We start from the raw sequence: 24,391 nt of genomic DNA, 5'->3' as shown, positions 1-24,391 counted from the left end.
TTCTTGTCGATCACAGGGGAATGCCGACAGGTCAGCCGCGAACGGATGAATGGGTGGCTTGGCACCGTAGCACCTAATGGGACGGGAGCAGTGGTTTGTTTGTGCGTGGCGCAAATCGCTGTGGGAATTAGCTTGCTCGCGATGAGGGTGAATCGGTTAAACCGGTGATTGAATGCTAGTGCGCTATCGCGAGCAGGCTCGCTCCTACAGGGGCGGGTCTGTTCGATAGCGGCGGGATCAGAACGCCAGTTTGTAGCCGATCAGCAGCAGCATCGTCGCCAGGCACGGACGCAGCACTTCGTCGGAGATGCGCCCGGTGAGGTGGCTGCCGAGCCAGATGCCCGGCAACGATCCGATCAAGAGGAAACCCAGCACCTGCCAATCCATGTTGCCCATGCTCGCGTGGCCGAGGCCGGCGACCAGGGTCAGCGGCACGGCGTGGGCGATTTCGGTGCCGACCAGGCGCCGGGTCGGCAGCAGCGGATAAAGGATAAACAGCGCGACCGTGCCGAGGGCGCCGGCGCCGATCGAGGTCAGCGCGACCATGGTGCCGAGGATCAGCCCGGTGATCACCGTCATCACATTCAGGCGAGTGCCGCTGGGATTGTAGTTGCCGCCGGCGCGTCGATGGGCGAAAGCGAGCAGGCGTTTCTTGAAGAAAATCGCCATCGCCGTGGCGAATAAAACAAAACCCAGGGCTTGCTTGATGATCGCGTTCATCGCGTCGGGCGCGGTGTGCAGGCTGCTGAGAAACCACAAGGTCATTGCCACCGCCGGCACGCTGCCGAGGGTCAGCCAACCGGTGATCGCCCAATCGATGTTCTGGTTTTTGCGGTGCACCAGCACGCCGCTGGATTTGGTAATGGCCGCGTACAACAGGTCGGTGCCGACTGCGGTGGCCGGGTTGACGCCGAACCACAACAGGATCGGCGTCATCAGCGATCCGCCGCCAACGCCGGTCATGCCGACGATAAAGCCCACCACCAGTCCTGCGACGACTAAACCAAAATTCCCGAAATCCATTAACACGCCCGCAACAATCGCATGAAAAAACTGGCCCGCAGCATAGCGATTTTTCTTATAACCACTTATATCGATACGGTCTATCGTTATGCCCGAACCCCGCATCCCTCCGTAGGAGCAGAGCTTGCTCGCGAAGGGGCCATCACCGGCAACATTTATGGTGAATGTTGATAAGCCTTCGCGAGCAAGCTTTGCTCCTACAAGGGCCGGCCCGAGTTATTGCACGGGCAGGAAGTTGAGGAACAACAGGCTCTGTGCGTAATTCAGGCCAATGCGCCGATAGCGCTCATCGAGCATCTGCGTGAGCAAGTCCAGGCGCGCGACGATCTTGCCGAACTCCACGGCAAAACTGAGGTTGCTGCCCTCCTCCGAAATCTCGTTGGAAAACAGCAACGGTTCGCCATTTTTGTTTTGCCGCTGGCTGAGAATCCACGTGGCTTTTTCGATGTTGCGCGCGGCGTTGCTGACGAACACCGGGTTGATCGCATCGGTCATGTAGAACTCCAGCCGATTGCCGTGCGCGGTCACCAGCATGCTGCCGATTGCATAGATGAACGCGCCGACTCGATCGCCGAGAAACTCCGGGCTCATCGCGAAACTCAATGCCGCCAAGTCTTTTTTGCCGCCCAAGGTGGGTAATGGCTGCTGCATTTCGATGGCTTCGCGCACTTGTTTTTCAGCGGATCGAGCGTCGAGGAAGCCGGATTTTTTCAGTTCTTGCGGGTTGCGCAGGTACAGCTTGCTCATCAGCAAATAGAGGCTTTCGAGGTTGTCGTGCATCGCCAGCGTGGCCATGCGATCGACGCTGGTCTGGAGGAATTCCTGAGGTTTGCCCTGGCGAAACTGGCTGAGGATATCGCTGCCCTGCTGCTGGCTGCAACCACTGGCGAACAGCAACGCCAGGCAGGCCAAAACGCGCATTGGGCTAGTAAGGAAGGATGAAACTCGAACCATGGGATGTTGAGCTGACACGTCTTTGCGCGGCGGGAGTCGCCGCAGCCTGGCCATGCATAGAGCCGCGCATTGGCAAAAAGTGCAGTGCTGGCGCGGGTCTACCGATCACCGGCAGTTTCACGCCATCCATTTAGTATGACTTTATATTGAATAACCTCGTTTATCGGCTATAAATTGTAATTCCTGCGTTATTTAGTCTGACTACTACCACAACAACAAAAAATGGAAGGTCAACCATGCTTCAATCCCGCTACCTGCTCTCCGCCCTCGGACTGTCCCTGATGATCGCTACCCTCCCCGCCCACGCCGCCGGCCTGTCCAGCGAGCACAAGGCTTTCGGCAAAACCAATGACGGCACGCCCGTCGAACAATACATCCTGCGCAACAGCCACGGCATGCAAGCCACGGTGATCACTTACGGCGCGACGTTGCAGTCGCTGCAAGTGCCCGACAAGAACGGCAAGGTCGATGACATCGTCCTTGGATTTGACGATGTTCAGGGTTACCAGGCGGGCACCGCGTACTTCGGCGCGACCATCGGCCGCTTCGGCAATCGCCTGGCCGGCGGTGCGTTCGAGCTGGACGGCAAACGATATCAGGTGCCGAAAAACGACGGCCCCAACTCGCTGCACGGCGGCAGTCAAGGTTTCGACAAACACGTGTGGAAAGCCGAGCCAGGCAAAGGCAAGGATGCGGCGAGCGTGACCCTGACGTACCTTTCGAAGGACGGTGAGATGGGTTTTCCCGGCAACCTGAAAACCGAGGTCACTTACAGCCTCACCGAGAACAATGAGCTGCGCATCGAGTACAAGGCCAGCACCGACAAACCGACGGTGCTGAACCTGACCAATCACAGTTATTTCAACCTCGCTGGCGCGGGCAATGGCGATGTGTTGCAGCAACTGGCGACCTTGCACGCGAGCCATTACACGCCGATCAATGACACGCTGATCCCGACCGGCGAACTGGCGCCAGTGGCCGGCACGCCGATGGATTTCAGCAAACCGACGGCGATCGGGCAGAACATCAAGGCTGATCATCCGCAGCTGAAATTTGCCGAACCGAAACAGGGTGGTTTCGATTTCAACTGGGCGCTGGACGCCAAGGGCGACGTGAGCAAACTGGCCGCCGACGTCAGCGATCCGCAATCCGGCCGGCGCCTGCAGCTCTACACCAGCGAACCCGGCGTGCAGTTCTACACCAGCAACTTCCTCGACGGCACCGTCAAGGGCAAGGGCGGCAAGGTCTATTCACACTGGGGCGCGTTCACCCTCGAAACCCAGCACTACCCGGATTCGCCCAACCAGCCAAATTTCCCCAGCACCCGCCTCGACCCAGGCAAAACCTACAGCCAAAACACCGTGTTCAAATTCACCACCGAGTGAGCCGCCCAAAACCCAAACACACCCCCAATCCCTGTGGGAGCCCAGCTTGCTCGCGATAGCGGTGGATCAGCCAACATGTAATTACCTGACCCACCGCTTCGCGAGCAAGCTCAGCTCCTACAGAATCCGGGGTGAATCCGAAATCCCGGCAACCCCACAAATCCCCATGTAGGAGTGAGCCTGCTCGCGATAGCGGTGTGCCAGTCACCCTGCAATCACCTGACCCACCGCCATCGCGAGCAAGCTCAGCTCCCACAGAATCCGGGGTGAATCCGAAATCCCGGCAACCCCACAAATCCCACGGGAACCCATGCGCCTTTCTGCTGCCCATTGTTGTATCGATTGTGTTTAGCGAAGGAGGTTTTGCATGCGTACTCTCGAACTGGCCGGCGTTGCGGTTCCTGTGATCGGCCAGGGCACTTGGCGGATGGGTGAGGATCGCTCGGCGCACAAGCTTGAAGTCGCGGCCCTGCGCCAAGGTATCGACCTTGGCATGACGCTGATCGACACCGCCGAAATGTACGCCGAGGGCGGTGCCGAGGAAGTGGTCGGCGAAGCCATCGCCGGGCGACGCGATCAGGTGTTTCTGGTGAGCAAGGTCTACCCGCACAACGCCAGCCGCAAAGGCGTTGCGCAAGCCATCGAGCGCAGTCTGCGGCGGATGAACACCGACTACATCGACTTGTACCTGCTGCACTGGCGCGGCCAATACCCTCTGGAAGAAACCGTCGAGGCCTTCGAACGCCTGCGCGAAGAAGGCAAGATCGGCCGCTGGGGCGTGTCCAATTTCGACCTCGACGATATGCACGAACTGGCCTCAGTCGCCCCGGCCAACGGCTGCGCCACCAATCAAGTGCTGTACAACCTCGAAGAACGCGGCATCGAATTCGACCTGCTGCCGTGGAGCCAGCAACAGCGCCTGCCGATCATGGCCTACTGTCCGATCGGCCAGGGCGGGCAAATGCTCGGGCACGCGGCGCTGGCGCAAGTCGCCGCCCGTCACGCAGCGTCCCCGGCACAGGTTGCGCTGGCATGGTTACTGCGCCAGGACAACGTTATCGCTATTCCCAAAGCGGTCCGCCCGGAGCACGTGACGCTCAATGCGCAAGCGGCACAACTGAAGCTGGACGCTGCGGACCTGACGGCGCTGGACCAGGCATTTCGTGCGCCACAACGCAAGCAGCGACTGGCCATGGTCTGAGCCATCGCGTGCAAAGCGTTTCCCCATGAAGAGCGTTTTCACATGAAGGGCGTTTCCACATGAAGAGCGTTTTCACATGAAGGGCGTTTTCACATGAAGAGGGCTTCCACATGAGAAGCACCGATCAGCTCGACTCGTTCAATTTGCCGCGCTTCGTCCAAGCGCAGGACCCGGTGTTCGCGCGGGTCGAGGAAGAATTGCACAACGGCAAAAAACGCAGCCACTGGATGTGGTTCATCTTCCCGCAGATCGCCGGCCTGGGCGGCAGCGAGATGTCGCGCCACTTCGCCATTAGCGGCGCCGAAGAGGCCACCGCCTACCTCAATCACCCGCTGCTGGGTTCACGTTTGCGCGCTTGCACGCAATTAGTGCTCAACGTCAAACAACGCTCGGTGGCCGATATTTTCGGCCATCCCGACGACCTGAAATTTCATTCGTGCATGACCCTGTTCGCTCAGGTCGCGCCCGAAGGCAGCGTCTTTCATCAGGCGCTGGAGCGTTATTTCCACGGCATTCAGGACGACTGGACGCTGTCGCTGCTGGACCTAAAACAAGCCCAGTTGCCCCCCAATCAGGGTTGAAAAATCGTCATCGACAAACGGCAAAATCGCGTCGGCGACCGGTTGCAGTTGGCGAGTCACGTAGTGGTCGTAATCAATCGGCGCGCTGCGGATTTCCAGCGGTTCCGGCCCGGCGACCGTGATCACATAGCTGATCCAGCCGCCATTCTGATATTGCAACGGCCGGCCCTGCTGCTCGTTGTAGGCATCGGCCATGCGCGCAGCGCGCACGTGCGGCGGGACGTTGCGTTCGTAGTCGTCAAGGGTCCGGCGCAGGCGCTTGCGATACACCAGTCGATCATCGAATTCACCGGCCAGGGTTTTGCGCACGTAGTCGCGCACGTAATCCTGATAAGGCTTGCGATAGAAAATCAGCGAGTACAGCTCCTGCTGAAATTGCCGGGCCAGCAGCGACCAATCGGTGCGCACGGTTTCCAGGCCTTTGTAGATCATTTCGTCAGTGCCGTCGGCGCGAGTGACCAGCCCGGCGTAACGCTTCTTGCTGCCCTCCTCGGCACCGCGAATGGTTGGCATCAGAAAGCGTTTGTAGTGCGTTTCGAACTGCAATTCCAACGCGCTTTCGAGGCCATATTCCTCTTGCACATGCTCGCGCCACCAGTGGTTGACGTGGTCGACCAGCGCGCGGCCGATCTGCGCCGCTTCTTCCTGACCGTGCGCGCGGCGCAGCCAGACAAAGGTTGAGTCGGTGTCGCCGTAAATCACCGCGTGCCCCTGGGCCTCGATCAACTGCCGGGTGCGCAGCATGATTTCGTGGCCGCGCAAGGTGATCGACGACGCCAATCGGGTATCGAAAAACCGGCAACCGCTGGAACCGAGCACGCCGTAGAACGCGTTCATGATGATTTTCAGTGCCTGGGACAGCGGCGCATTGTGCTCGCGCTTGGCGGTTTCGCGGCCCTCGGCCACTCGCGCGACGATCGCCGGCAGGCAATGGCGGGTGCGGGAAAAACGCGCACCACGAAAGCCCGGCACCGACTCGCTGTCATCGGGATGTTTGAGTCCGTCGATCAGCCCGACCGGGTCAATCAGGAACGTGCGAATGATCGACGGATACAGGCTTTTGTAATCGAGCACCAACACCGACTCGTACAAACCGGGTTGCGAATCCATGACAAACCCGCCGGGGCTGGCCTCCGGTGGTTTGCCGCCAAGATTCGGCGCAACGAAGCCCTGACGGTGCATCAGCGGCATGTACAAATGGGTGAACGCCGCCACCGAGCCGCCGCTGCGATCGGCCGGCAACCCGGTGACGCTCGCCCGCTCCAGCAGGAAGGTCAGCAATTCGGTCTTGGCGAAGATCCGCGTGACCAGTTCACAGTCTTTGAGGTTGTAAGTCGCGAGCGCCGGTTTGTCTTCGGCGAACATGCGGTTGATTTCGTCCATGCGCTGGTACGGCGTGCTGATTGCCTTGCCTTCGCCGAGCAAAGTTTGCGCAACGTTTTCGAGGCTGAACGAAGGAAAACTCCAAGTCGCTGAACGCAGCGATTCGATGCCGTCGATGATCAGCCGCCCGGCCGCCGAGGCGAAAAAATGATTGCGGCTGCCGTGTTCGCGCCACTGCATTTCTTCGCCGCCACGCCCCAGTTTCAGCGGCACCCCGAGGCGTCGGGCGTGTTCGTGAAGGACGCGCAAATCGAACTGCACGACGTTCCAGCCGATGATCGCGTCGGGATCGTGGCGGGCAAACCAATCGTTGAGTTTTTTCAGCAGCGTAGTGCGGCTGTCGCAGTATTCGAGCTGGAAATCCACGGCGCTGGCATCGCCATTCGGCGGGCCGAGCATGTACACCTGACGCTCGCCGCAGCCTTCGAGGCCAATCGAATAGAGCTCGCCACGGGCGGTGGTTTCGATGTCCAGCGACACCAGTCGCAGGTTCGGCCGATAACCCGGCGCCGGTTTCATCTGCGCGTCGAGCAGTAAGCCATCGTCACCCGGCGTGCCGCCGAACAGCACCGGCGCGGTGATGAAGCGCTCCATCATGTAACGCTCAGGCGGGCGCACATCGCCCTCGAACATCTCGACGCCGGCCTTGCGCAGCGTGGTTTCGAGGCGCATCAACTGATTGTGCTGCTGGCAATACAGCCCGAGCACCGGCCGATGCTCGAAATCGAGCAGCGCCAGCGGCCGCAATTCGACGTTCTTTTCGCCGTGCAGCACGGTTTCAGCCTGCTCGCGCTGCACGGCCGGGATAAAAGCTACGGACGGTTGATGTGGCAAACGAATGCGCCGCGGCCCGGCATCGGTCGCCAGCCAGAACTCGACTTCGGTGCCGGCCGGGGTGTCGCGCCAATGCCGGGTCAGGACGAAGCCCTGCTGTAAATCCACCGCTGTAACCTCAAGATTTGATTCGAGTGAGGATTCTACCCGTCATTGCCCACGGTGACGCCGCTTCATCCGCGACAGAATTCTCAAAGAAAAAACGCCAAATGGCGTTTTTTGCGTGTTATCTGCCGTTTTCCGCCTTGCCCGGAACGCTTGCGTCTACGATTCTTCAAGGACAACGACAACACCTAGAGAAACCGCCATGAAAACCGTCGCGCAACTGCTCAAATTAAAGGCCCAGCAAAATCAGGAAGTGCACACCATCGCGCCACATCAGATGGTGCTGGAAGCGCTGATGGTGATGGCCGCGAAGAACGTGGGCGCGCTGCCGGTAGTGGCCAATGGTGAGGTCGTGGGCATCATCAGCGAGCGTGATTACGCGCGCAAACTGGTGCTCAAGGGGCGCTCTTCGGTCGGTACGCCGGTCAGCGAAATCATGGTTTCGCCGGTGATTACCGTGGACACTCACCAAACCGTCGAAACCTGCATGGGCATCATGTCGGAGAAACGCCTGCGGCACTTGCCGGTGGTCGAGAACGGCCAGTTGATCGGGCTGCTGTCGATCGGCGACCTGGTGAAAGAAGCAATTGCCGAACAGGCGGAATTGATCAAGCAACTGGAACAGTACATTCGCGGCGAGTGATCGTACTCGATCGCAGACCTGATACATCCCCCTGTAGGAGCGAGGCTTGCCCGCGAAAGCGGTGTGTCAGCAAACATTTGTCCCGACTGACACGGCCTATTCGCGGGCAAGCCTCGCTCCTACAGGGTTTTCTGTGTGGATCGAAAGCCATTGGCTCAAGCCGGCCAGTGCCGTTCAAACACCGGCGCCAGGGTCGGGTGTTTATCGATGCGGGTCAGCCAGGCATAAAACCCCGGCCGCGCCGTGCGCAAGTGCTCGCGGCTGCCGGCCCAGCGCGACACCACGGCCGCCAGCACGTCCAGCGCGCCGGGCGTTTCGTCGTCCAGGTACAGCTCGGCGGAAAACTGGTCGGCAAACACCTCCCAACTCCAGTGCAGGCGCTGGCGTGCGCCGGCAATCAGGTTCTCGCGCGAGGCGTCATCGGCCGCGACCAGCCAGCGCTCCGGGTAATCGATGATGCCAATCGCCGCGTAGCAATTGCTGACGATGTAGACCAAACCGCGAATCGCCTGATCACGTTCCGCCGGGTCATCCGGCAGCAGCCCCGAGGACGGAAACGTCAGACCGAGGTGAATCAGGATCGCCGCGCTCTCGGTGAGGATGCTGCCGTCGGGCAGTTCCAGGGTGGGGATCTGTTTCAGCGGGTTGAGTTTCGCCAGCGCGTGCGCCGACTCCGCCGCCCCGTCAACGTCGATAAAACGATAAGCAATCTCGCAGAGTTCAAGGGCTGCTTCGATCGCCGCCGCGCCGGAATTCTGGTGTCCGTAAAGCTGATACATGTCGCGCCCTCCCGCGAGCAAACAGTCAGTCGGTAGACGGCTGGCCGAGCGAGCATGTTCCCTGCCATTTAGCCGAATGATGCAGGTAAGATGCGCCAACCCGGGACGCACCGTTGCCGTCCCGCCGCACATTTCAAGGAAAGAACATGCGCCACCTGGCCGGCAAACTCGCCTCAAAGCCCCGTATTTATTGGTTGCTGCTGGCCAGCTTCGCGTTGAGCGGCTGCGGCCCCAGCGAACGTTCGTCATCGGCCAGTCTAGCCGGTGAACAGGGACGCGGCGGCGCGATGCTCGCTTATGAGCACGATGTGCAATTGAAACTGCCGGAGGCGCAAATCGTCCCGCGCCTGCAGGCCAGTCGCGAAGCCTGTGAAACCGCGAAGTTCGGCGCCTGCAATGTGTTGCGCATCGAGCAAGGTGCCGGCCGCGCCGAGATTACTTTGCGCATCGTCCCCGCTGGCATCGAGCCGTTGGTCGCAATGGCCGCCGAGGGTGGCGAACTGGGCCAGCGCATCACCACCGCCGAAGACCTTGCCGACGCGGTGGACAACACCCGCCGCCAGCAGGAACGGCTCAAGGCCCAACAACAGCGCCTCGATGAACTGGCCAGCCGCCGCGACATCAGCGTCAGCGACCTGGTGGTGCTGAGCAAGGAACAGGCAAGCATCGAAAACGATCTGCAAGCCTTGGCGCAAGTCGCCGCCGGCCATCAGCGACGCCTGGACACCAATCGCATCACCCTGTCATTCGAGCCAACCGCGGCGAGCAATCGCGCGTCGAACCTGAACCGGGCGTTCAGCAATCTGCTCGACAACTTGGCCGACGGCGCGGTGGATGCGCTGGAGAAAGGCAGTTACGTGCTGCCATTCCTGATCCTGGCATTCCCGTTGTTGATGTTGTGGGTGTGGCTATGGCGCAAATTCGTCCGCCGCCGCACCTGAGCCCGCCACACGCCAATCCCCTGTAGCAGCGGTCGCGGCCAGCGAGGCCGCGTCCGGCGGCGCAGCCGTCGCCAAGTGAACACGCGGTGTATCAGGGCAACCGTGAATACCGGGTCTACGACGGCTGCGCCGCCGAACGCAGCCTCGCGGAGCTCGGCAGCTGCTACTTCGAATGGCGTCGCGCCCAAACCCGCCACACGCCAATCCCCTGTAGCAGCGGTCGAGCCCAGCGAGGCCGTGTCCGGCGGCGCAGCCGTCGCTAAGTGAACACGCGGTGTATCAGGGCAACCGTGAATACCGGGGAGCGGGCATCTCGCCTGAAAATTTATTTTCGGCGCACTGCATCCAAAGCGCTTCGTCGTGGGTAGTACCTGTAGCAGCCCCTGATGCTGCCGAGCGGGTTACCCCTTACGGAGAAAAAAAATGATGAACGCCAAACAGCTGCTGTGCCTTGCAGGTCTGTTCGCCGCCGTACCTTTCGCCAATGCGCAAAGCGACTTGCCGGACAGTGTCAAAGTCCCCGCCGGGCACAAGGTCGCCCTGCAAACTACCGGGGTGGGCGAGATCACTTACGAATGCCGCGACAAGGCCAACGCGGCCGGCCAGACCGAATGGTTTTTCGTCGGTCCCAAAGCCGTGCTCAATGACAGCAGCGGCAAACAGGTCGGCACCTACTTCGGCCCACCAGCCACCTGGCAGGCCAAGGACGGTTCCAAAGTCACCGGCACGCAATTGGCCGTCGCGCCGTCGAGTCCGGGCAACCTGCCCTATCAACTGGTCAAAGCCAATCCCGCCGAAGGCAAAGGCGCGATGAGCGGCGTCAGCTACATCCAGCGCGTGGCCCTCAAGGGTGGCGTGGCGCCGACCAGCGAGTGCGCGGCAGCCAACAAGGGCAAGCAGGAAGTGGTGAAGTATCAGGCGGATTACATCTTCTGGACCGCCAGCTAAGCAGACACAGCTCAGCCACGCCCGACCGTTTGTTCGGGCGTCGCTCCTACCCATGTCGGGATTGTTTGCTAGATTGCATGGACCCTCCCGACTTCAGCGGTTGCGCACAGTGTCCTTGCCTGAACCTTCTTTTGATTACGAAGCCCATTTGGCTGCTTGCGGGCGTGGCGAGCGTCCGGCCCTGCACGCGTTGTATTTGCAGGAGAGCCCGCGCTTGCTCGGCGTCGCCAAACGGCTGGTCGGTGACACGGCGCTGGCCGAGGACATCGTCCACGATGCGTTTATCAAAATCTGGTCCGGCGCCGCCGGTTTCGACTCGGCTCGCGGTTCGGCGCGCGGCTGGATGTTCAGCGTGACCCGGCACCTGGCGCTGAATGTGCTTCGCAACCATCGCCGCGAAACGCCACTGATGGATGACTTCGAACCGCCGCTCCACGACTCAACTGAAGCGCCTGAATCACTCGACCCGGCCGGACGCATCCACCGCTGCCTGGAGCAACTCGACCCCGAACGCCGCAGCTGCATCCTGCACGCTTACGTCGACGGTTATTCCCACGCGCAAATCTCGGCCAGACTCGGCACGCCGCTGGGCACGGTCAAAGCCTGGATCAAGCGCAGCCTCACAGCCTTGCGGGAGTGCATGGGATGACGAACGAAACCCCGGAAGAACTCGACGAACTGGCCAGCGAATATGTGCTCGGCACGCTGCCGGCCGAACAGCGCCGCGAGGTGCAACAGCGTCTGCGCCAAGAGCCGACGTTGCAGACTGCGGTGGATGCGTGGGAGCGGCGTTTGCTCGGCTTGACCGATCTGGCCGAGCCACAAACACCCTCGCCGCACCTGTGGCGGCGGATTGAGCGCGGCGTCAACGAGCTGCGCCGGCCAGCGCCGCGCTCTGCGTCTCAGCGCACGTCGTGGTGGAATTTACTGCCGCTGTGGCGCGGCCTCGCCGGTGCCGGGTTGGCCGCCAGTCTGCTGCTCGGCGCGTTATTGCTGACTCAGGCGACGGTCAAACCAACCTATCTGGTGGTGCTGGTCGGCCCGCAAGACAAGGCGCCGGGCTGGGTGATTCAGGCGAGCAATCAGCGCGAAATCCAGCTGATTCCGTTGGGCGCGTTCGAAGTTCCGAGCGACAAGGCACTGGAGTTCTGGACCAAGGGTGACGACTGGCAGGGCCCGGTGTCGCTGGGTTTGGTGAAACCGGGGCAAACGCTGTCGGTGCCGCTGGACAAGCTGCCACCGCTGCAACCCAACCAATTGTTCGAGCTGACGCTTGAGGGCGCCAATGGCTCGCCGATTGGCAAGCCGACCGGGCCGATTCAGTTCATCGGCCGCGCAGTGAAAGTGATCTGAAGCGAAGCGGGATTCAGCAGAGTTGTGGCTGACACCGTTCTTTATGGAAACCTCCTGGGGAAGCCTCCTGTGGGGGCCTCCTGTGGGAGCCGAGCTTGCTCGCGATGGGGCCATGTCAGTCAACACTGAGTTGAACGACAGACCGCTATCGCGAGCAAGCTCGGCTCCCACAGGGATCCTCGGCGGTTCAGCCTCAGATCAGCCGATCAAATACTCAACCGCCCTTGGCCATGCAGCGCCGATAACGCTCATCAACCCGTTTGGCGAACCACGCCGTGGTCAGTTTGCGGGTGATTTTCGGGCTCTGCAGCACGATCCCCGGCAACACCGCTCGCGGCAACGCGCGACCTTCAGCCTGTTCGGCCAGGGCGAAAACCCGCTGATAGAGCTTGGTTTCCTCGAATTCGAGGCTGTTGCCCTTCTCCAACTGATCGCGAATTGTCGGGTTGCGCATGCCCAGTTGTTTGCCGAGGGCGCGCACCGCCAGTTCCGTTGTGCCAGGCATGATCGAGCCATAGCGGATCAGATCGCCGTCCAGCGCCAGGGGAATGCCCGAGGCGCGGCTCAAGGCGTTCTGAAACGCCGCATTGCGACTGGCGTACCAACCGGCGTTGAAGTCGGCAAAGCGGTACAGCGGTTCGGTGTAGCTCACCGGATAACCGAGCAAATGGGCGATGCCGAAGTACATGCCGCCGCGACGGCTGAACACTTCGTGGCGAATCGAACCCTCGACCGGGTACGGATAATTGCGCGCCTGCTGCTCGGCGAATTCGATGCTGACCTGCATCGGCCCACCGGTGTGCACCGGGTTGAAGCCGCCAAACAAAGTGCGGCCCATCGGCACCATGCCGATGAAGTCATCGAAGATCGCGCTCAGTTCTTTTTCGCTGCGCGCCGCATTCAGACGGCTGCTGTAACTCTTGCCGTTCGGCGAACTGACCTGCAGCGCGCCGTTCACCAGCAGGTTGGGGATATGCACTTTGGCGGCGCGCCGGTTGATTTCGTCACGGGCGATCTTGCCCAGGCCCGGCACGCTCGGATCAACCTGAAAGGTCGATTCCTGCTCGGTCACCGCCAGCACCGAGCAGAGGTTTTGCGTGGTCGGCGAAATCTCCTGCGCGGCGAAAGCGGCATAGATGTCCGTCGCCCAGCCTTCACGGTCGACGGTTTTCGCCGGCAATAGCCGCACGATCTGCGCCTTCACCTCGGCAGGCTTGCGCGCCGGCGCTTCGTCGGTTTGCCGCGTGCTGCAACCGGCCAAAACCAGCAGTGCGGCGATGCTCATGATCAGTCGAGGGGCGTGCATGGTGCTCCAGAATTCCGTTCAGCCGAGGTCAACCATACGATCAATCGTGTGGCGCAGGCTATGACTGTGCCCATCTTCTACTGTTCCCCAGTTCCCCGTTGTTCCCCCATTCCCTCGTCGCTTCCCCATTCCCTCGTCGCTTCCCCATTCCCTCGTCGCTTCCCCATCCCCTTGTAGCAGCTGCCGAGCCCAAGCGAGGCTGCGTTCGGCGGCGTAGCCGTCGTAGATTCGTGAGACATGGCGGAGGCTGGGCCGTCGGACGCAGCCTCGCTTGGGCTCGGCAGCTGCTACAGGATTTGGGTTGCAGGTGTTGTGATGACAAACTGATTGCAGGATGTGACTGAGAAAATCTATCATTCGCGCCTGGAGTCGTATTTGCGCAAGGAGTTCCCCGCGCCGTCAATTTCCTTACCAGCGGCGCGCCGCCAGGATCGACACAATGCTCACTCCAACCCGCTCTGGCGTTCCATTTCGCCCGACGTTGCTTGCCCTGTTTTGCGCCCTCTCTGTTTCCGCCCTGCCTGTCTGCGCCGAAGCCGCCACCGCCGAAGATGACAGCAAAGCCTTGGTGCTGGACGACGTAAACGTCAACGCTCAAGCCCCGACCGCCGCTACCGCCCTGCCCCCGGTGTATGCCGGCGGTCAGGTCGCGCGCGGCGGCCAATTGGGCGTGTTGGGCAATCAGGACATGATGGACGTGCCGTTCAGCATGGCCTCCTACACCGAACAGTTGATTCAGGACCAACAGGCTGAAGACGTCGCCGACGTCCTGCTCAACGATTCTTCGGTGCGCCAGGCGTCCGGTTTTTCCAACCAGGCACAGATCTTCATGATTCGCGGCTTGCCGTTGACCGGCGACGATATTTCCTACAACGGCCTGTACGGCGTCCTGCCGCGCCAGATCATTTCCACTGACGCTCTGGAGCGCGTGGAAGTGTTCAAAGGCCCGAACGCCTTCATCAACGGCGTGACCCCGACCGGCTCCGGCATCGGCGGCGGCGTCAACCTGCAACCCAAGCGTGCCGGTGACGTGCCGCTGCGTCGCTTCACTACCGACATCAACGACGAAGGTCGCCTCGGCCAGCACCTCGACCTCGGTCAGCGTTTTGTTGAAGACAACCGTTTCGGCGCGCGGGTCAACCTTGCCCAGCGTGAAGGCGACACCGGCATCGACCACGAAAATCAGCGCTCGAAACTGTTCTCGGTCGGCCTCGATTATCGTGGCGACGCGCTGCGCATTTCCGGCGATTTCGCCTACCAGAAACAGCGCGTCAACGGCGGGCGCAACACGGTCAACCTCGGCAACACCACGCACATCCCGGACGCGCCATCGGCCGACACCAACTACGCGCCGAAATGGGGTTTCACCGAGATCGAAGACACGTTCGGCATGCTCCGCGCCGAGTACGATCTGAACGACAACTGGACCGCCTACGCCGCTGGCGGCGCCAAGCACACCCGCGAAACCGGGCTCTACAATTCGACCACGCTGGTCGGCAACAGCGGCGCTTCGACCACCACCGGTTCGTTCATCCCGCACGACGAAGACAACACCAGCGTCATGGCCGGCCTCAATGGTCGCTTCGCCACCGGCCCGGTCACCCACAAACTGAATTTCGGCCTCGCCGGGATCTGGACCGAACAGCGCAGCGCTTACGATTTCGACCTGACGCGCTACTCGAACAACATTTACCACCCGGTGAACACGCCGTCGCCGGTCGGCAATTTCTCGGGCGGCGACCTCAACGATCCGGGCATCGTCGGCAAGTCGTTCAACCGCAGCGCCGCTGTGTCCGACACCCTCGGTTTCTTCGACGATCGCCTGTTGCTGACCGTCGGTCTGCGCCGCCAGCAGTTGGTGGTCCAGGGTTACGGTTATGCGCCTTACGGCTCCGGCAGCCGCACTTCTTCCTATGACGAATCGATCACCACGCCGGTCTACGGCATCGTGTTCAAGCCATGGGACCACGTGTCGTTCTACGCCAACCGCATCGAAGGTTTGGCCGAAGGTCCGACCTCGCCGACCACGTCCGGCAACTTGATCGTGACCAACGGCAACGAAGTCTATGCGCCGGCCCGTTCGAAGCAGGTTGAAGCGGGGGTGAAGATTGACATGGGCACCTACGGCGCCAGCCTCGGCGTGTACCGTATCGAGCAGCCGAGCGACGGTTACTCGATCGCTACCAGCGCGACCACGGCGGAATATGTGCGTGAAGGCGAGCAAATCAACAAGGGCGTCGAGCTCAACGTCTTCGGCGAGCCGATCGACGGCTTGCGCCTGATCAGCGGCTTGACGCTGATGGACACTGAACTGAAAAACACCCAGAACGGCGCCAACGACGGCAACCGCGCGATCGGCGTGCCGACCTTCCAGTTCAACGCGGGTGTGGATTGGGACGTGCCGGGCCTGCAAGGCGTAGCGCTGAACGCGCGGATGTTGCGCACCGGCGGCCAGTACGCCGACGCGGCGAACAACCTCAGCCTGCCGACCTGGAACCGCTTCGACGCCGGCGCGCGTTACGGCTTCAAGGTTGACCAGAAAGACGTGACATTGCGTTTGAACATCGAAAACCTCGCCAACGAGAAATACTGGGAGTCGGCCCAAGCCGGTTACCTGACCCAAGGCGAACCGCGCGTGGCGAAATTGTCCGGCACCATCGACTTCTGATTTTCGCCGTTTGAAGCAAAGCCCCGCAGTTGAATGGCTGCGGGGCTTTTTGTATCCGCAGAATAAGCCGAAACCGCACAAATCCCCTGTAGGAGCTGAGCTTGCTCGCGAAAGCGGTGGGTCAGCTTGCATCTGTTTTGGCTGACAGAGCGATATCGCGAGCAGGCTCACTCCTACGGGGGAATGGATGTGTCTACAAAATCCCGGACCACCACAAATGCCTGTGGGAGCTGAGCTTGCTCGCGATTGCGGTGGGTCAGCTTGCATCTGTTTTGGCTGAAATACCGCTATCGCGAGCAGGCTCACTCCTACGGGGGAATGGATGCGCCTACAAAATCTCCGCCCACCACAAATCCCTGTGGGAGCTGAGCTTGCTCGCGAAAGCGGTGGGTCAGCTTGCATCTGTTTCGGCTGAAATACCGCTATCGCGAGCAGGCTCACTCCTACGGGGGAATGAATGCGCCTACAAAATCCCGGACCACCGCAAATCCCCTGTAGGAGCTGAGCTTGCTCGCGAAAGCGGTGGGTCAGCTTGCATCTGTTTTGGGTGACAGATCGCTATCGCGAGCAGGCTCACTCCCACAGGGGAATGGATGCGCCTACAAAATCTCCGCCCACCACAAATCCCAGTAGGAGCTGAGCTTGCTCGCGAAAGCGGTGGGTCAGCTTGCATCTGTGTTGGCTGACACATCGCTATCGCGAGCAGGCTCACTCCTACAGGTGAATGGATGCGCCTACAAAATCCCGGACCACCGCAAATCCCCTGTGGGAATGGTTGCGTCTACAAAATCCCGGACCACAGCAAACCGTTGTGGGCTTGGGGCTGGTCAGATCCCGGCCAGGGCCAGGTCCATGGCGAAGTAGGTGAAGATCAGGTCGGCGCCGGCGCGTTTGATCGCGCCGAGGCTTTCGCGGACCACGCGGTCTTCGTCAATTGCGCCGGCCTGGGCGGCGAATTTGATCATCGCGTACTCGCCGCTGACCTGGTACGCCGACAGTGGCAAACGCGATACTTCGCGGATGTCGCGGATGATGTCCAGGTACGCGCCGGCCGGTTTGACCATCAGCGCGTCGGCGCCTTCCTGTTCGTCCAGCAGCGATTCGCGCACCGCTTCGCGGCGGTTCATCGGGTTCATCTGGTAGCTTTTGCGATCACCTTTCAACGCGCTGCCGCCGGCCTCGCGGAACGGGCCATACAGCGCCGAGGCGAATTTGGTCGAATACGCCATGATCGCCGTTTGGGTGAAACCGGCTTCATCCAGCGCGCGGCGAATCGCCTGAACCTGGCCATCCATCGCTGCCGACGGGGCGATCACATCAGCGCCAGCACGTGCCGCCGCCACCGCTTGTTTACCCAGATTGACCAGCGTCTGGTCGTTGTCGACTTCGTGGTTGTGCACCACGCCACAATGGCCGTGGTCGGTGTATTCGCAGAAGCAGGTGTCGGACATGACGATCATTTCTGGCACTGCATCCTTGGCGATCCGCGCCATGCGCGACACCAGACCGTTGCCGTTCCAGGTGTCGCTGCCGGTGCTGTCCAGATGGTGGGAGACGCCAAAGGTCATCACCGATTTGATCCCGGCATTGGCGTAACGCTCGATTTCACCGGCCAGTTTCGACTCGGGAATGCGCATCACGCCGGGCATGCTTTTGATCGGTACGAAGTCGTCGATTTCTTCTTCGACGAAAATCGGCAGCACCAGGTCATTCAGGCTGAATTCGGTTTCCTGGAACAGGCTGCGCAGGCTCGCATTGCGGCGCAGACGGCGTGGACGTGCTTCGGGGAACTGGCTGGACATGGGCATTCCTGGGAAAACGGCGATAAGACAAAAGTATCAGGGCGCGAAGCTTATGCCCTGTCAGGCGCCGGGCACAAACATCAGGCTGGAAAAAAACCGTTACCGCTCCGGCAATAATTGCCGCCGGCGCGTCCGTTCCCAACACAAACCTCTGTAGGAGTGAGCCTGCTCGCGATGGCGCCGTGTCAGGCGACATTTGTGGTGATTGAGCGACCGCTATCGCGAGCAAGCTCGCTCCCACAGGGGTTTGGGGGCAGCCATAAAGTCTGCGGTCACCCGAGTTCAAATGTGGGAGCGAGCCTGCTCGCGATGGGGCCGTGTCAGGCGACATTGATAGTGGCTGAGCGACCGCTATCGCGAGCAGGCTCGCTCCTACAGGGTTTGCTGGCAGTAGGCGGTTACAGCGTCAATGTGCCGTCGATGCAGGTCACTGCCGCGCCGCCGATCCAGATTTCATCGCCGATCCGTTCCACTTGAATGCGCCCGGCGCGGCCCATGCTCAGGCCTTGGCTGACCACATACGATTCAGGCGCCAGCCCTGCGCCCAGCAACCATTGCGCGATGCCGGCGTTGAGGCTGCCGGTGGCCGGGTCTTCGGGCATGCCGTCGCCGGAGATAAACGCGCGCACTTCGAATTGCGCGTTATTGCCGTCACGCTCGGCGTTCCACGGCGCGATCACGCCGACCGCCAGGCCAAGCATCTGCGAATGGTCCGGTTGCAAATCCAGCACCTGCTGGCGATCTTCGACCATCACCGCCAACCAGCCCGCACCGTTATCCACCCATTGCGCGCGAACGATCGCCCCTGCCGGCAAGCCGAGCCCACGTCGAACGCGCTCCAGCACATCAGCCTCGACCGGCCCGGTGCGCAACAGCGGCGGCGCGAGAAAGGCCAACTCCGCGCCCTGCCGGCGAATCCGCACCAGCCCGACGCCGCATTCCTGAATGACCTCGTCACCCTGCGGCACGCCGCCCGCCTCCAGCCACGCATGACAAGTGCCCAACGTCGGATGCCCGGCAAACGGCAGCTCCGACAGCGTGGTGAAAATCCGCACCCGGTAATCGGCGCGCGGGTCGCGAGGCTCCAGCACAAACGTGGTTTCGCTGAGATTGGTCCAGCTCGCGAACGCCGCCATGCGCTCATCACTGAGCCCGTCAGCGTTGAACACCACCGCCAACGGATTGCCTTTGAGCGGCGTGCGGCTGAACACATCGACTTGTTTGAACGAATAAGAGCGCATGGCCATCCTTGATCCTGAACAACGTTACTTGGGAATTTCCAGACCCCGGATCACCGCTGGCCGCGCAAGGAAGCGCTGCAGCACGCGGAGGATATTCGGGAAATTGCTGATGCCGACCAGATCGCCAGCCTCATAAAAGCCGATCAGGTTACGAATCCACGGAAACGTCGCAATGTCGGCAATCGTGTAGCGCTCGCCCATGATCCAGTCGCGCCCGTCGAGGTGTTTATCGAGGACCTTGAGCAGGCGTTTACTTTCCTCGACGTAACGATCACGCGGCCGTTTGTCCTCGTAATCCTTGCCGCCGAATTTATTGAAGAAACCCACCTGGCCGAACATCGGCCCGATACCGCCCATCTGAAACATCAACCACTGAAGAGTCTCGTAACGCGCTGCCGATTCCTGCGCCAGCAACTGGCCACTTTTGTCGGCGAGGTAGATCAGAATCGCCCCGGACTCAAACAGCGGCAACGGCTGATCGCCGGGCCCGTGGGGGTCGATGATCGCCGGGATCTTGTTGTTCGGATTCAGCGACATGAACTCCGGCGACAGCTGATCATTGCTCTCGAAACTCACCCGATGCGGCTCGTACGGCAGGCCGATCTCTTCGAGCATGATCGAGACCTTGACGCCGTTGGGGGTCGGCAAGGAGTAGAGTTGAACCCAGTCGGAATACTGGGCCGGCCATTTTGCACTGATCGGGAACGCCGAGAGATCGGTCATGGGGTCATCCACACAGACATTGGAACGCCGATCATAAGGGACGATTGACTGGTTCGGCAGCAGCATTTTTCGCCTGTCCCTCCTCCATCAATCTCTCAATCCATCTCTCAATCCATCTCTCAATCCATCTCTCCATCCATCTCTCCATCAATAATTCCGCAACATCCTGTCAATATCCTTCACCCACAGCATCAAAGGTTGCCGTTAAAGTGCTGCGCACTCGCGGCAATCGAACCAAATTGGCATCAGAGACTCTGAGCACTGCCCATTATGGAAACGGACCGCACCACGACAGGGAAAACACCCGAGGCTGGACGCCCCCGGTGTAAAGGTTTGTCAGCCTTAATCGAATACGCTGAAGAACCCTTTATTCAATGATCAATCTTCTGAAATTCGCCCAACGTTTCAAGCATCGCGCTTATGTCGTCCTGCCGACCGTGCTCGCGGCAAGCGCGCTGTTCCTGTCACTGGAGTCGAGCGAGAGCCGCGCCCAACAGGCCGATGGCACCCAGACGCTAGTGTTCCTGCGCCACGCCGAGAAACCCGAAGGTGGCCTCGGCCAGCTCAATTGCCAGGGGCTGAATCGCGCGATCAACCTGTCGACGTTGCTGCCAGAGAAATTCGGCAAGGCTGACTATGTGTTTGCGGCCAACCCGACGCGCAATGTCGAGGAAGGCGAGCTGGACAATTCCTACAGCTACATTCGTCCCCTGATGACCATCAGCCCCAGCGCGATCAAGCTCGGTTTGCCGGTGAACATCGAATACTCGGCCAATGACACCAGTGATCTGGCCGACGAATTGCTCGAAGACAAGTATCACAACTCGATCATTTACACCGCGTGGTCCCACGGCTACCTGCCCGAGCTGATCAACAAGGTCGCTGGCGACGCGGTCGGCAAGAAGCAGAACATCACCGATGACTGGGAATCGAGCGACTTCGATTCGTTGTATGTGCTGACGCTCACCTGGCACAACGGCAAGGCCAGCCTGCAGAGCCACACCTACAAACAAGGGCTGGATAACGGTTCGCAGGCCTGTCCTACGTAACCGGTCGGCGACGTCCCACGCGTTGCCGCGACCCCGTGTGAGAAGAGGCTGGGCTATCATGAGCGCAACTTCTTCTTGCCCGGAACCTCACCATGTCGCTCTCAACCGCCGCCACCCCCGCCCGGGGCTGGTCATTCTGGTGGAAACCCGCCCTGTTCCTGCTGGTCGCCTGCGTCGGCCTGTATTACGTCAAATGGTCGCCGTACTACGTCAAGGCCTTCGTCGCCGCTGACAGCCACAGCATCGGCGCCTCGATCATCAACGATCAATTGGCCGACCCACTGGCCGCTGCGCTGGCGTATGCCAAGGTGTATTTCCTCGCGATCTGGAAAGCCGCAGTGCTCGCGGTAATCCTCGGTTCCCTGTTGCAAGTATTGATTCCGCGAGACTGGCTGCTGCGCCTGTTCGGCCGCGCCGGTTTTGCCTCGACCCTGCGCGGCGGCCTGTTCGCCCTGCCCGGCATGATGTGCTCGTGCTGCGCCGCCCCGGTTGCCGCCAGCATGCGCCGGCAGAATGTTTCGGTCGGCGCTGCGCTGGCGTTCTGGATCGGCAACCCGGTGCTCAACCCGGCGACGCTGGTGTTCATGGGTTTTGTGCTCGGCTGGGGTTTCACCGCGTTGCGCCTGGTGGCAGGCATCGTGCTGGTGTTCGGGGTGTCGTGGGTGGCGCAGCGGATTTCCGGCCCGGAAGTCTTGCCTGAAGCCGCCGTCGAAGCGGTCGCCGAGGCTCGCGAAGTCGATTCGCAACCCTTCCTGACGCGCTGGGGCCGGACGATCTGGCAGCTATTCTGGAGCACCATTCCGATCTACATCCTGGCGGTGTTGGTGCTCGGCGCGGTGCGCGTCTGGGTGTTCCCGCACATTGACGGCGCAATGGCCGACAGCCTGTTGTGGCTGGTGCCGCTGGCGATCATCGGCACGCTGTTCGTGATCCCGACTGCTGCGGAAATCCCGATCGTGCAAACCATGATGACCCTGGGCATGGGCACCGCGCCGGCAGTTGCGCTGCTGATGACGCTGCCGAGCATCAGCCTGCCTTCGCTGCTGATGCTGCGCAAGGATTTCGACACGCGGGTGCTGGTCAGCGTGGCGCTGATGACGATGGCGATTGGTGTGGTGTGCGGGCTGATCGGGGCGGCGTTGCTTTAAGGGATTGGACGGCTGATCGGGCGTCTTCGCGGGCAAGCCTCGCTCCTACAAGGGATCGCATACAACCTGTAGGAGCGAGGCTTGCCCGCGAAAGCGTCAGCCCGGACAACATCAAACCCGCCGACTGTTCCGCTCGCGCAGGTACTCAATCACCGCCCCGCGCTCCCCGGCGAACTCGATCCGCGTGCCTTTCTTCTCACGCTGAAAGGCATACATCGGGTCGTAGTATTCGCTGAGCAAACCCTCGATCCACGCCCGGTGCAGATCCACCGCACCGCTGCGCGCCTGCTCGATCAGCGCCTCTTCCATCAGCAACAACATGCGCCGATGGCGTTCGCCGCCGAGGCGTTTTTGCACGTTGTTGAGGCTTTCCAGCAAGCGCTCGGAAAACAGCGCAAAACCCTCTTCGCCACGCACCTCGATGAATTCGGCGCACAGGTCGACCACGTAATCTTGCAAGATCCGCTCGACACGTCCTTCGAGGCTGTCTTCGAGCCAGACCATCGGGAACTGCTGCATGCCTTGATACAGCGGCAGTGGCAACGCGCAACTGCCGACCGCGCGACTCTCGTCTTCCAGCACAAATTGCTCGATACCTTGGCCGCGCTTCTTCAGCACGTCCACCGCCAAGCGGTTTTCAAAATCGATATTCGAGGGTTGGCCGGTGGCGCGTTTGCCGAAACTGGAACCGCGATGATTGGCGTAACCTTCCAGATCGAGGCCGTTGTTCAGTTGCACCAGCACTTCGGTCTTGCCGGTGCCGGTCATGCCGCCGAGCAGGACAAAATCGCATTGCGCAATCGCCTGATCGACCGTCTCCAGCAAGAACGTGCGCATGGCTTTGTAACCACCGCCGATGCGCGGATAGTCAATGCCCGCCTCGTCCTTGAGCCAATGCTGGACGGTCTGCGAGCGCAAGCCGCCGCGAAAACAATACAAATAACCGTCAGGATGCGCTCGGGCAAAATCAGCCCAGGCCTGGATACGTTCAGCCTTGATGTCGCCCGAGACCAATTGATGGCCGAGGGTGATCGCCGCTTCCTGGCCGTGCTGTTTGTAGCAAGTGCCGACGCGCTGGCGTTCGTGATCGTTCATCAGCGGCAAGTTGACCACGCCGGGGAACGAGCCCTTGAGAAACTCGACCGGCGCGCGCGCGTCCATCATCGGGCGATCATTGAGAAAGATGTCGCGGTAATCGGTGTATTCGATGGGCATCAAAACACCTCGACCGCGTTGGTCTGTCGCTCGACCAATTCGCCGATTGGTTGAAGATCGAGGCCGAGTTCGGCGGCGACTGCGAGGAACTCTGCATTACCCTCGGGCGTGACCGCGATCAGCAGACCGCCGCTGGTTTGCGGGTCGCACAATACCCGTTTGTGCAGTTCCTGCAGGCGCCCGAGTTTGCTCGCGTAGCTGTCGAAGTTGCGCAAGGTGCCGCCGGGCACGCAGCCCTGTTCGAGGTAATACTCGACGCCGGCCAGACGTGGCACGCGTTGGTATTCGATGCGCGCGGTAACGTTGCTGCCATCGGCCATTTCCACCAGGTGGCCGAGCAGGCCGAATCCGGTGACGTCGGTCATCGCCGTCACGCCGGCAAGTTTGCCGAAACGGCTGCCGGGTTTGTTCAGCGTGCACATCCAGTCGCGAGCGAGGCCGATGTCGGCGTTGCGCAATTTGCCCTTCTTTTCGGCGGTGGTGAGGATGCCGATGCCCAGCGGTTTGGTGAGGTACAACTGGCAGCCGACGGTGGCGGTGTCGTTGCGTTTCATGTGGCGTTTTTGCACGAGGCCGGTGACGGCGAGGCCGAAGATTGGCTCCGGGGCGTCGATGGAATGGCCGCCGGCCAGCGGAATCCCGGCTTCGTCGCAGATCGAGCGACCGCCGCGAATCACTTCGCGGGCGATTTCCGGGGCCAGCACATTGACCGGCCAGCCGAGGATCGCAATCGCCATCAAGGGATCGCCGCCCATCGCGTAGATGTCGCTGATCGCGTTGGTGGCGGCGATGCGGCCGAAGTCGAACGGGTCGTCGACAATCGGCATGAAGAAGTCAGTGGTGGAGACTACGCCGCGTTCGTCGTCGATGGCGTAGACCGCCGCGTCGTCGCGCGAGGCGTTGCCGACCCAGAGGTTGGGGTCGAGGTTTTGCGCGCCGCTGCCGGCCAGGATCACTTCCAGGACCTGCGGGGAAATCTTGCAACCGCATCCTGCGCCGTGGCTGTATTGGGTCAGACGAATCGGCTCGCTCATGGGTGCACCTTGTGGGGTCAATTGCCGGCGATTCTAGCAGACCGGACTGATCTCGACCTTTCGGGCCGCATCGCG

Annotated in this window: 22 protein-coding genes; 12 read left to right on the top strand and 10 right to left on the bottom strand. The window is 61.1% G+C overall.

Going from position 1 to position 24,391, the window contains the following annotated elements:
• Positions 1–237 precede the first annotated feature (237 nt).
• Complete coding sequence (locus FBY12_RS00580) at positions 238–1,023, bottom strand: sulfite exporter TauE/SafE family protein (RefSeq protein WP_121734389.1); 786 nt, start codon at positions 1,021–1,023, stop codon at positions 238–240.
• A 21-nt stretch (positions 1,024–1,044) separates the two neighbouring features.
• On the opposite strand from FBY12_RS00580, the gene FBY12_RS27585 reads away from it, so the two are divergent.
• Positions 1,045–1,194, top strand: a complete 150-nt coding sequence (locus FBY12_RS27585) for a hypothetical protein (protein WP_178111703.1) — start codon at positions 1,045–1,047, stop codon at positions 1,192–1,194.
• A gap of 45 nt (positions 1,195–1,239) precedes the next feature.
• Here FBY12_RS27585 and FBY12_RS00575 read toward each other — a convergent pair whose 3' ends face one another.
• The gene (locus tag FBY12_RS00575) at positions 1,240–1,977 is read right to left on the bottom strand and encodes a hypothetical protein (protein ID WP_145250082.1); all 738 of its coding nucleotides are present in this window, start codon (positions 1,975–1,977) and stop codon (positions 1,240–1,242) included.
• Between the two features lie 236 nt (positions 1,978–2,213).
• Between FBY12_RS00575 and FBY12_RS00570 the strand changes: the two genes are divergently transcribed.
• The 3 genes from FBY12_RS00570 (at position 2,214) to FBY12_RS00560 (ending at position 5,144) form a co-directional block, all read left to right on the top strand.
• Positions 2,214–3,362 carry an aldose epimerase family protein gene (locus tag FBY12_RS00570; RefSeq protein WP_145250078.1) on the top strand — a complete coding sequence of 383 codons (1,149 nt, stop codon included), beginning with the start codon at positions 2,214–2,216 and terminating at the stop codon, positions 3,360–3,362.
• Between the two features lie 367 nt (positions 3,363–3,729).
• Positions 3,730–4,563 carry an aldo/keto reductase gene (locus FBY12_RS00565; RefSeq protein WP_145250075.1) on the top strand — a complete coding sequence of 278 codons (834 nt, stop codon included), beginning with the start codon at positions 3,730–3,732 and terminating at the stop codon, positions 4,561–4,563.
• 110 nt (positions 4,564–4,673) lie between these two features.
• On the top strand, positions 4,674–5,144 hold the full coding sequence (locus tag FBY12_RS00560; protein WP_145250072.1) for a DUF1810 domain-containing protein: 471 nt from the start codon (positions 4,674–4,676) through the stop codon (positions 5,142–5,144).
• Here the strand turns inward: FBY12_RS00560 and FBY12_RS00555 are convergent.
• The gene (locus FBY12_RS00555) at positions 5,109–7,469 is read right to left on the bottom strand and encodes a DNA polymerase II (protein ID WP_145250069.1); all 2,361 of its coding nucleotides are present in this window, start codon (positions 7,467–7,469) and stop codon (positions 5,109–5,111) included. The two genes, FBY12_RS00560 and FBY12_RS00555, sit on opposite strands and share 36 nt — an antisense overlap.
• Before the next feature lie 199 nt (positions 7,470–7,668).
• Here FBY12_RS00555 and FBY12_RS00550 point away from each other — a divergent pair, with 199 nt between their 5' ends.
• Positions 7,669–8,109, top strand: a complete 441-nt coding sequence (locus FBY12_RS00550; RefSeq protein ID WP_109521318.1) for a CBS domain-containing protein — start codon at positions 7,669–7,671, stop codon at positions 8,107–8,109.
• A gap of 155 nt (positions 8,110–8,264) precedes the next feature.
• Here the strand turns inward: FBY12_RS00550 and FBY12_RS00545 are convergent, their stop codons facing one another.
• A complete protein-coding gene (locus FBY12_RS00545) occupies positions 8,265–8,888 on the bottom strand; it encodes a glutathione S-transferase (protein WP_121732300.1) in 624 nt (207 codons plus the stop codon).
• Between the two features lie 146 nt (positions 8,889–9,034).
• Between FBY12_RS00545 and FBY12_RS00540 the strand changes: the two genes are divergently transcribed.
• From FBY12_RS00540 to FBY12_RS00525, 4 genes are all read left to right on the top strand, one after another.
• Positions 9,035–9,829, top strand: coding sequence for a DUF4349 domain-containing protein (locus FBY12_RS00540; RefSeq protein WP_145250066.1), 795 nt, complete (start codon positions 9,035–9,037; stop codon positions 9,827–9,829).
• Between the two features lie 426 nt (positions 9,830–10,255).
• A complete protein-coding gene (locus tag FBY12_RS00535) occupies positions 10,256–10,777 on the top strand; it encodes a DUF3455 domain-containing protein (RefSeq protein WP_121732309.1) in 522 nt (173 codons plus the stop codon).
• Positions 10,778–10,886: 109 nt separating this feature from the next.
• Positions 10,887–11,426 (top strand): sigma-70 family RNA polymerase sigma factor, encoded by a 540-nt coding sequence (locus FBY12_RS00530; protein ID WP_371927357.1) that lies wholly within the window; start codon positions 10,887–10,889, stop codon positions 11,424–11,426.
• Positions 11,423–12,130 (top strand): anti-sigma factor domain-containing protein, encoded by a 708-nt coding sequence (locus FBY12_RS00525; protein ID WP_145250060.1) that lies wholly within the window; start codon positions 11,423–11,425, stop codon positions 12,128–12,130. Before FBY12_RS00530 ends, FBY12_RS00525 begins: the two co-directional genes overlap by 4 nt.
• A 214-nt stretch (positions 12,131–12,344) precedes the next feature.
• Here FBY12_RS00525 and FBY12_RS00520 read toward each other — a convergent pair whose 3' ends face one another.
• Positions 12,345–13,436: a DUF1615 domain-containing protein gene (locus tag FBY12_RS00520; RefSeq protein ID WP_145250057.1), complete on the bottom strand. Its 1,092-nt coding sequence runs from the start codon at positions 13,434–13,436 to the stop codon at positions 12,345–12,347.
• A gap of 439 nt (positions 13,437–13,875) precedes the next feature.
• Here FBY12_RS00520 and FBY12_RS00515 point away from each other — a divergent pair, with 439 nt between their 5' ends.
• Positions 13,876–16,104 carry a TonB-dependent siderophore receptor gene (locus FBY12_RS00515; protein WP_145250054.1) on the top strand — a complete coding sequence of 743 codons (2,229 nt, stop codon included), beginning with the start codon at positions 13,876–13,878 and terminating at the stop codon, positions 16,102–16,104.
• Between the two features lie 827 nt (positions 16,105–16,931).
• Here FBY12_RS00515 and hemB read toward each other — a convergent pair.
• From hemB to FBY12_RS00490, 3 genes are all read right to left on the bottom strand, one after another.
• On the bottom strand, positions 16,932–17,906 hold the full coding sequence (hemB, locus tag FBY12_RS00510) for a porphobilinogen synthase (protein ID WP_101206919.1): 975 nt from the start codon (positions 17,904–17,906) through the stop codon (positions 16,932–16,934).
• 398 nt (positions 17,907–18,304) lie between these two features.
• A complete protein-coding gene (locus tag FBY12_RS00495; protein WP_145252269.1) occupies positions 18,305–19,147 on the bottom strand; it encodes a PhzF family phenazine biosynthesis protein in 843 nt (280 codons plus the stop codon).
• 24 nt (positions 19,148–19,171) lie between these two features.
• A complete protein-coding gene (locus FBY12_RS00490) occupies positions 19,172–19,870 on the bottom strand; it encodes a glutathione binding-like protein (protein WP_145250048.1) in 699 nt (232 codons plus the stop codon).
• A 374-nt stretch (positions 19,871–20,244) separates the two neighbouring features.
• Between FBY12_RS00490 and FBY12_RS00485 the strand changes: the two genes are divergently transcribed.
• Together FBY12_RS00485 and FBY12_RS00480 are read left to right on the top strand one after the other, a co-directional pair.
• A complete protein-coding gene (locus tag FBY12_RS00485) occupies positions 20,245–20,919 on the top strand; it encodes a histidine phosphatase family protein (RefSeq protein WP_121732292.1) in 675 nt (224 codons plus the stop codon).
• A 92-nt stretch (positions 20,920–21,011) separates the two neighbouring features.
• Positions 21,012–22,067 (top strand): permease, encoded by a 1,056-nt coding sequence (locus tag FBY12_RS00480; RefSeq protein ID WP_092279850.1) that lies wholly within the window; start codon positions 21,012–21,014, stop codon positions 22,065–22,067.
• Positions 22,068–22,178: 111 nt separating this feature from the next.
• On the opposite strand, the gene mnmH is transcribed toward FBY12_RS00480, so the two are convergent.
• A complete protein-coding gene (gene mnmH / locus FBY12_RS00475) occupies positions 22,179–23,282 on the bottom strand; it encodes a tRNA 2-selenouridine(34) synthase MnmH (protein ID WP_145250046.1) in 1,104 nt (367 codons plus the stop codon).
• Positions 23,282–24,316: a selenide, water dikinase SelD gene (gene selD / locus FBY12_RS00470; RefSeq protein ID WP_092279846.1), complete on the bottom strand. Its 1,035-nt coding sequence runs from the start codon at positions 24,314–24,316 to the stop codon at positions 23,282–23,284. The genes mnmH and selD overlap by 1 nt, the downstream gene beginning before the upstream one ends.
• Between the last annotated feature and the right edge of the window lie 75 nt (positions 24,317–24,391).

The sequence above is a fragment of the Pseudomonas sp. SJZ131 genome (genome assembly GCF_007828705.1).
Classification (GTDB): Bacteria; Pseudomonadota; Gammaproteobacteria; order Pseudomonadales; family Pseudomonadaceae; genus Aquipseudomonas; species Aquipseudomonas prosekii.
This window is presented reverse-complemented; position numbering and strand designations above follow the sequence as displayed.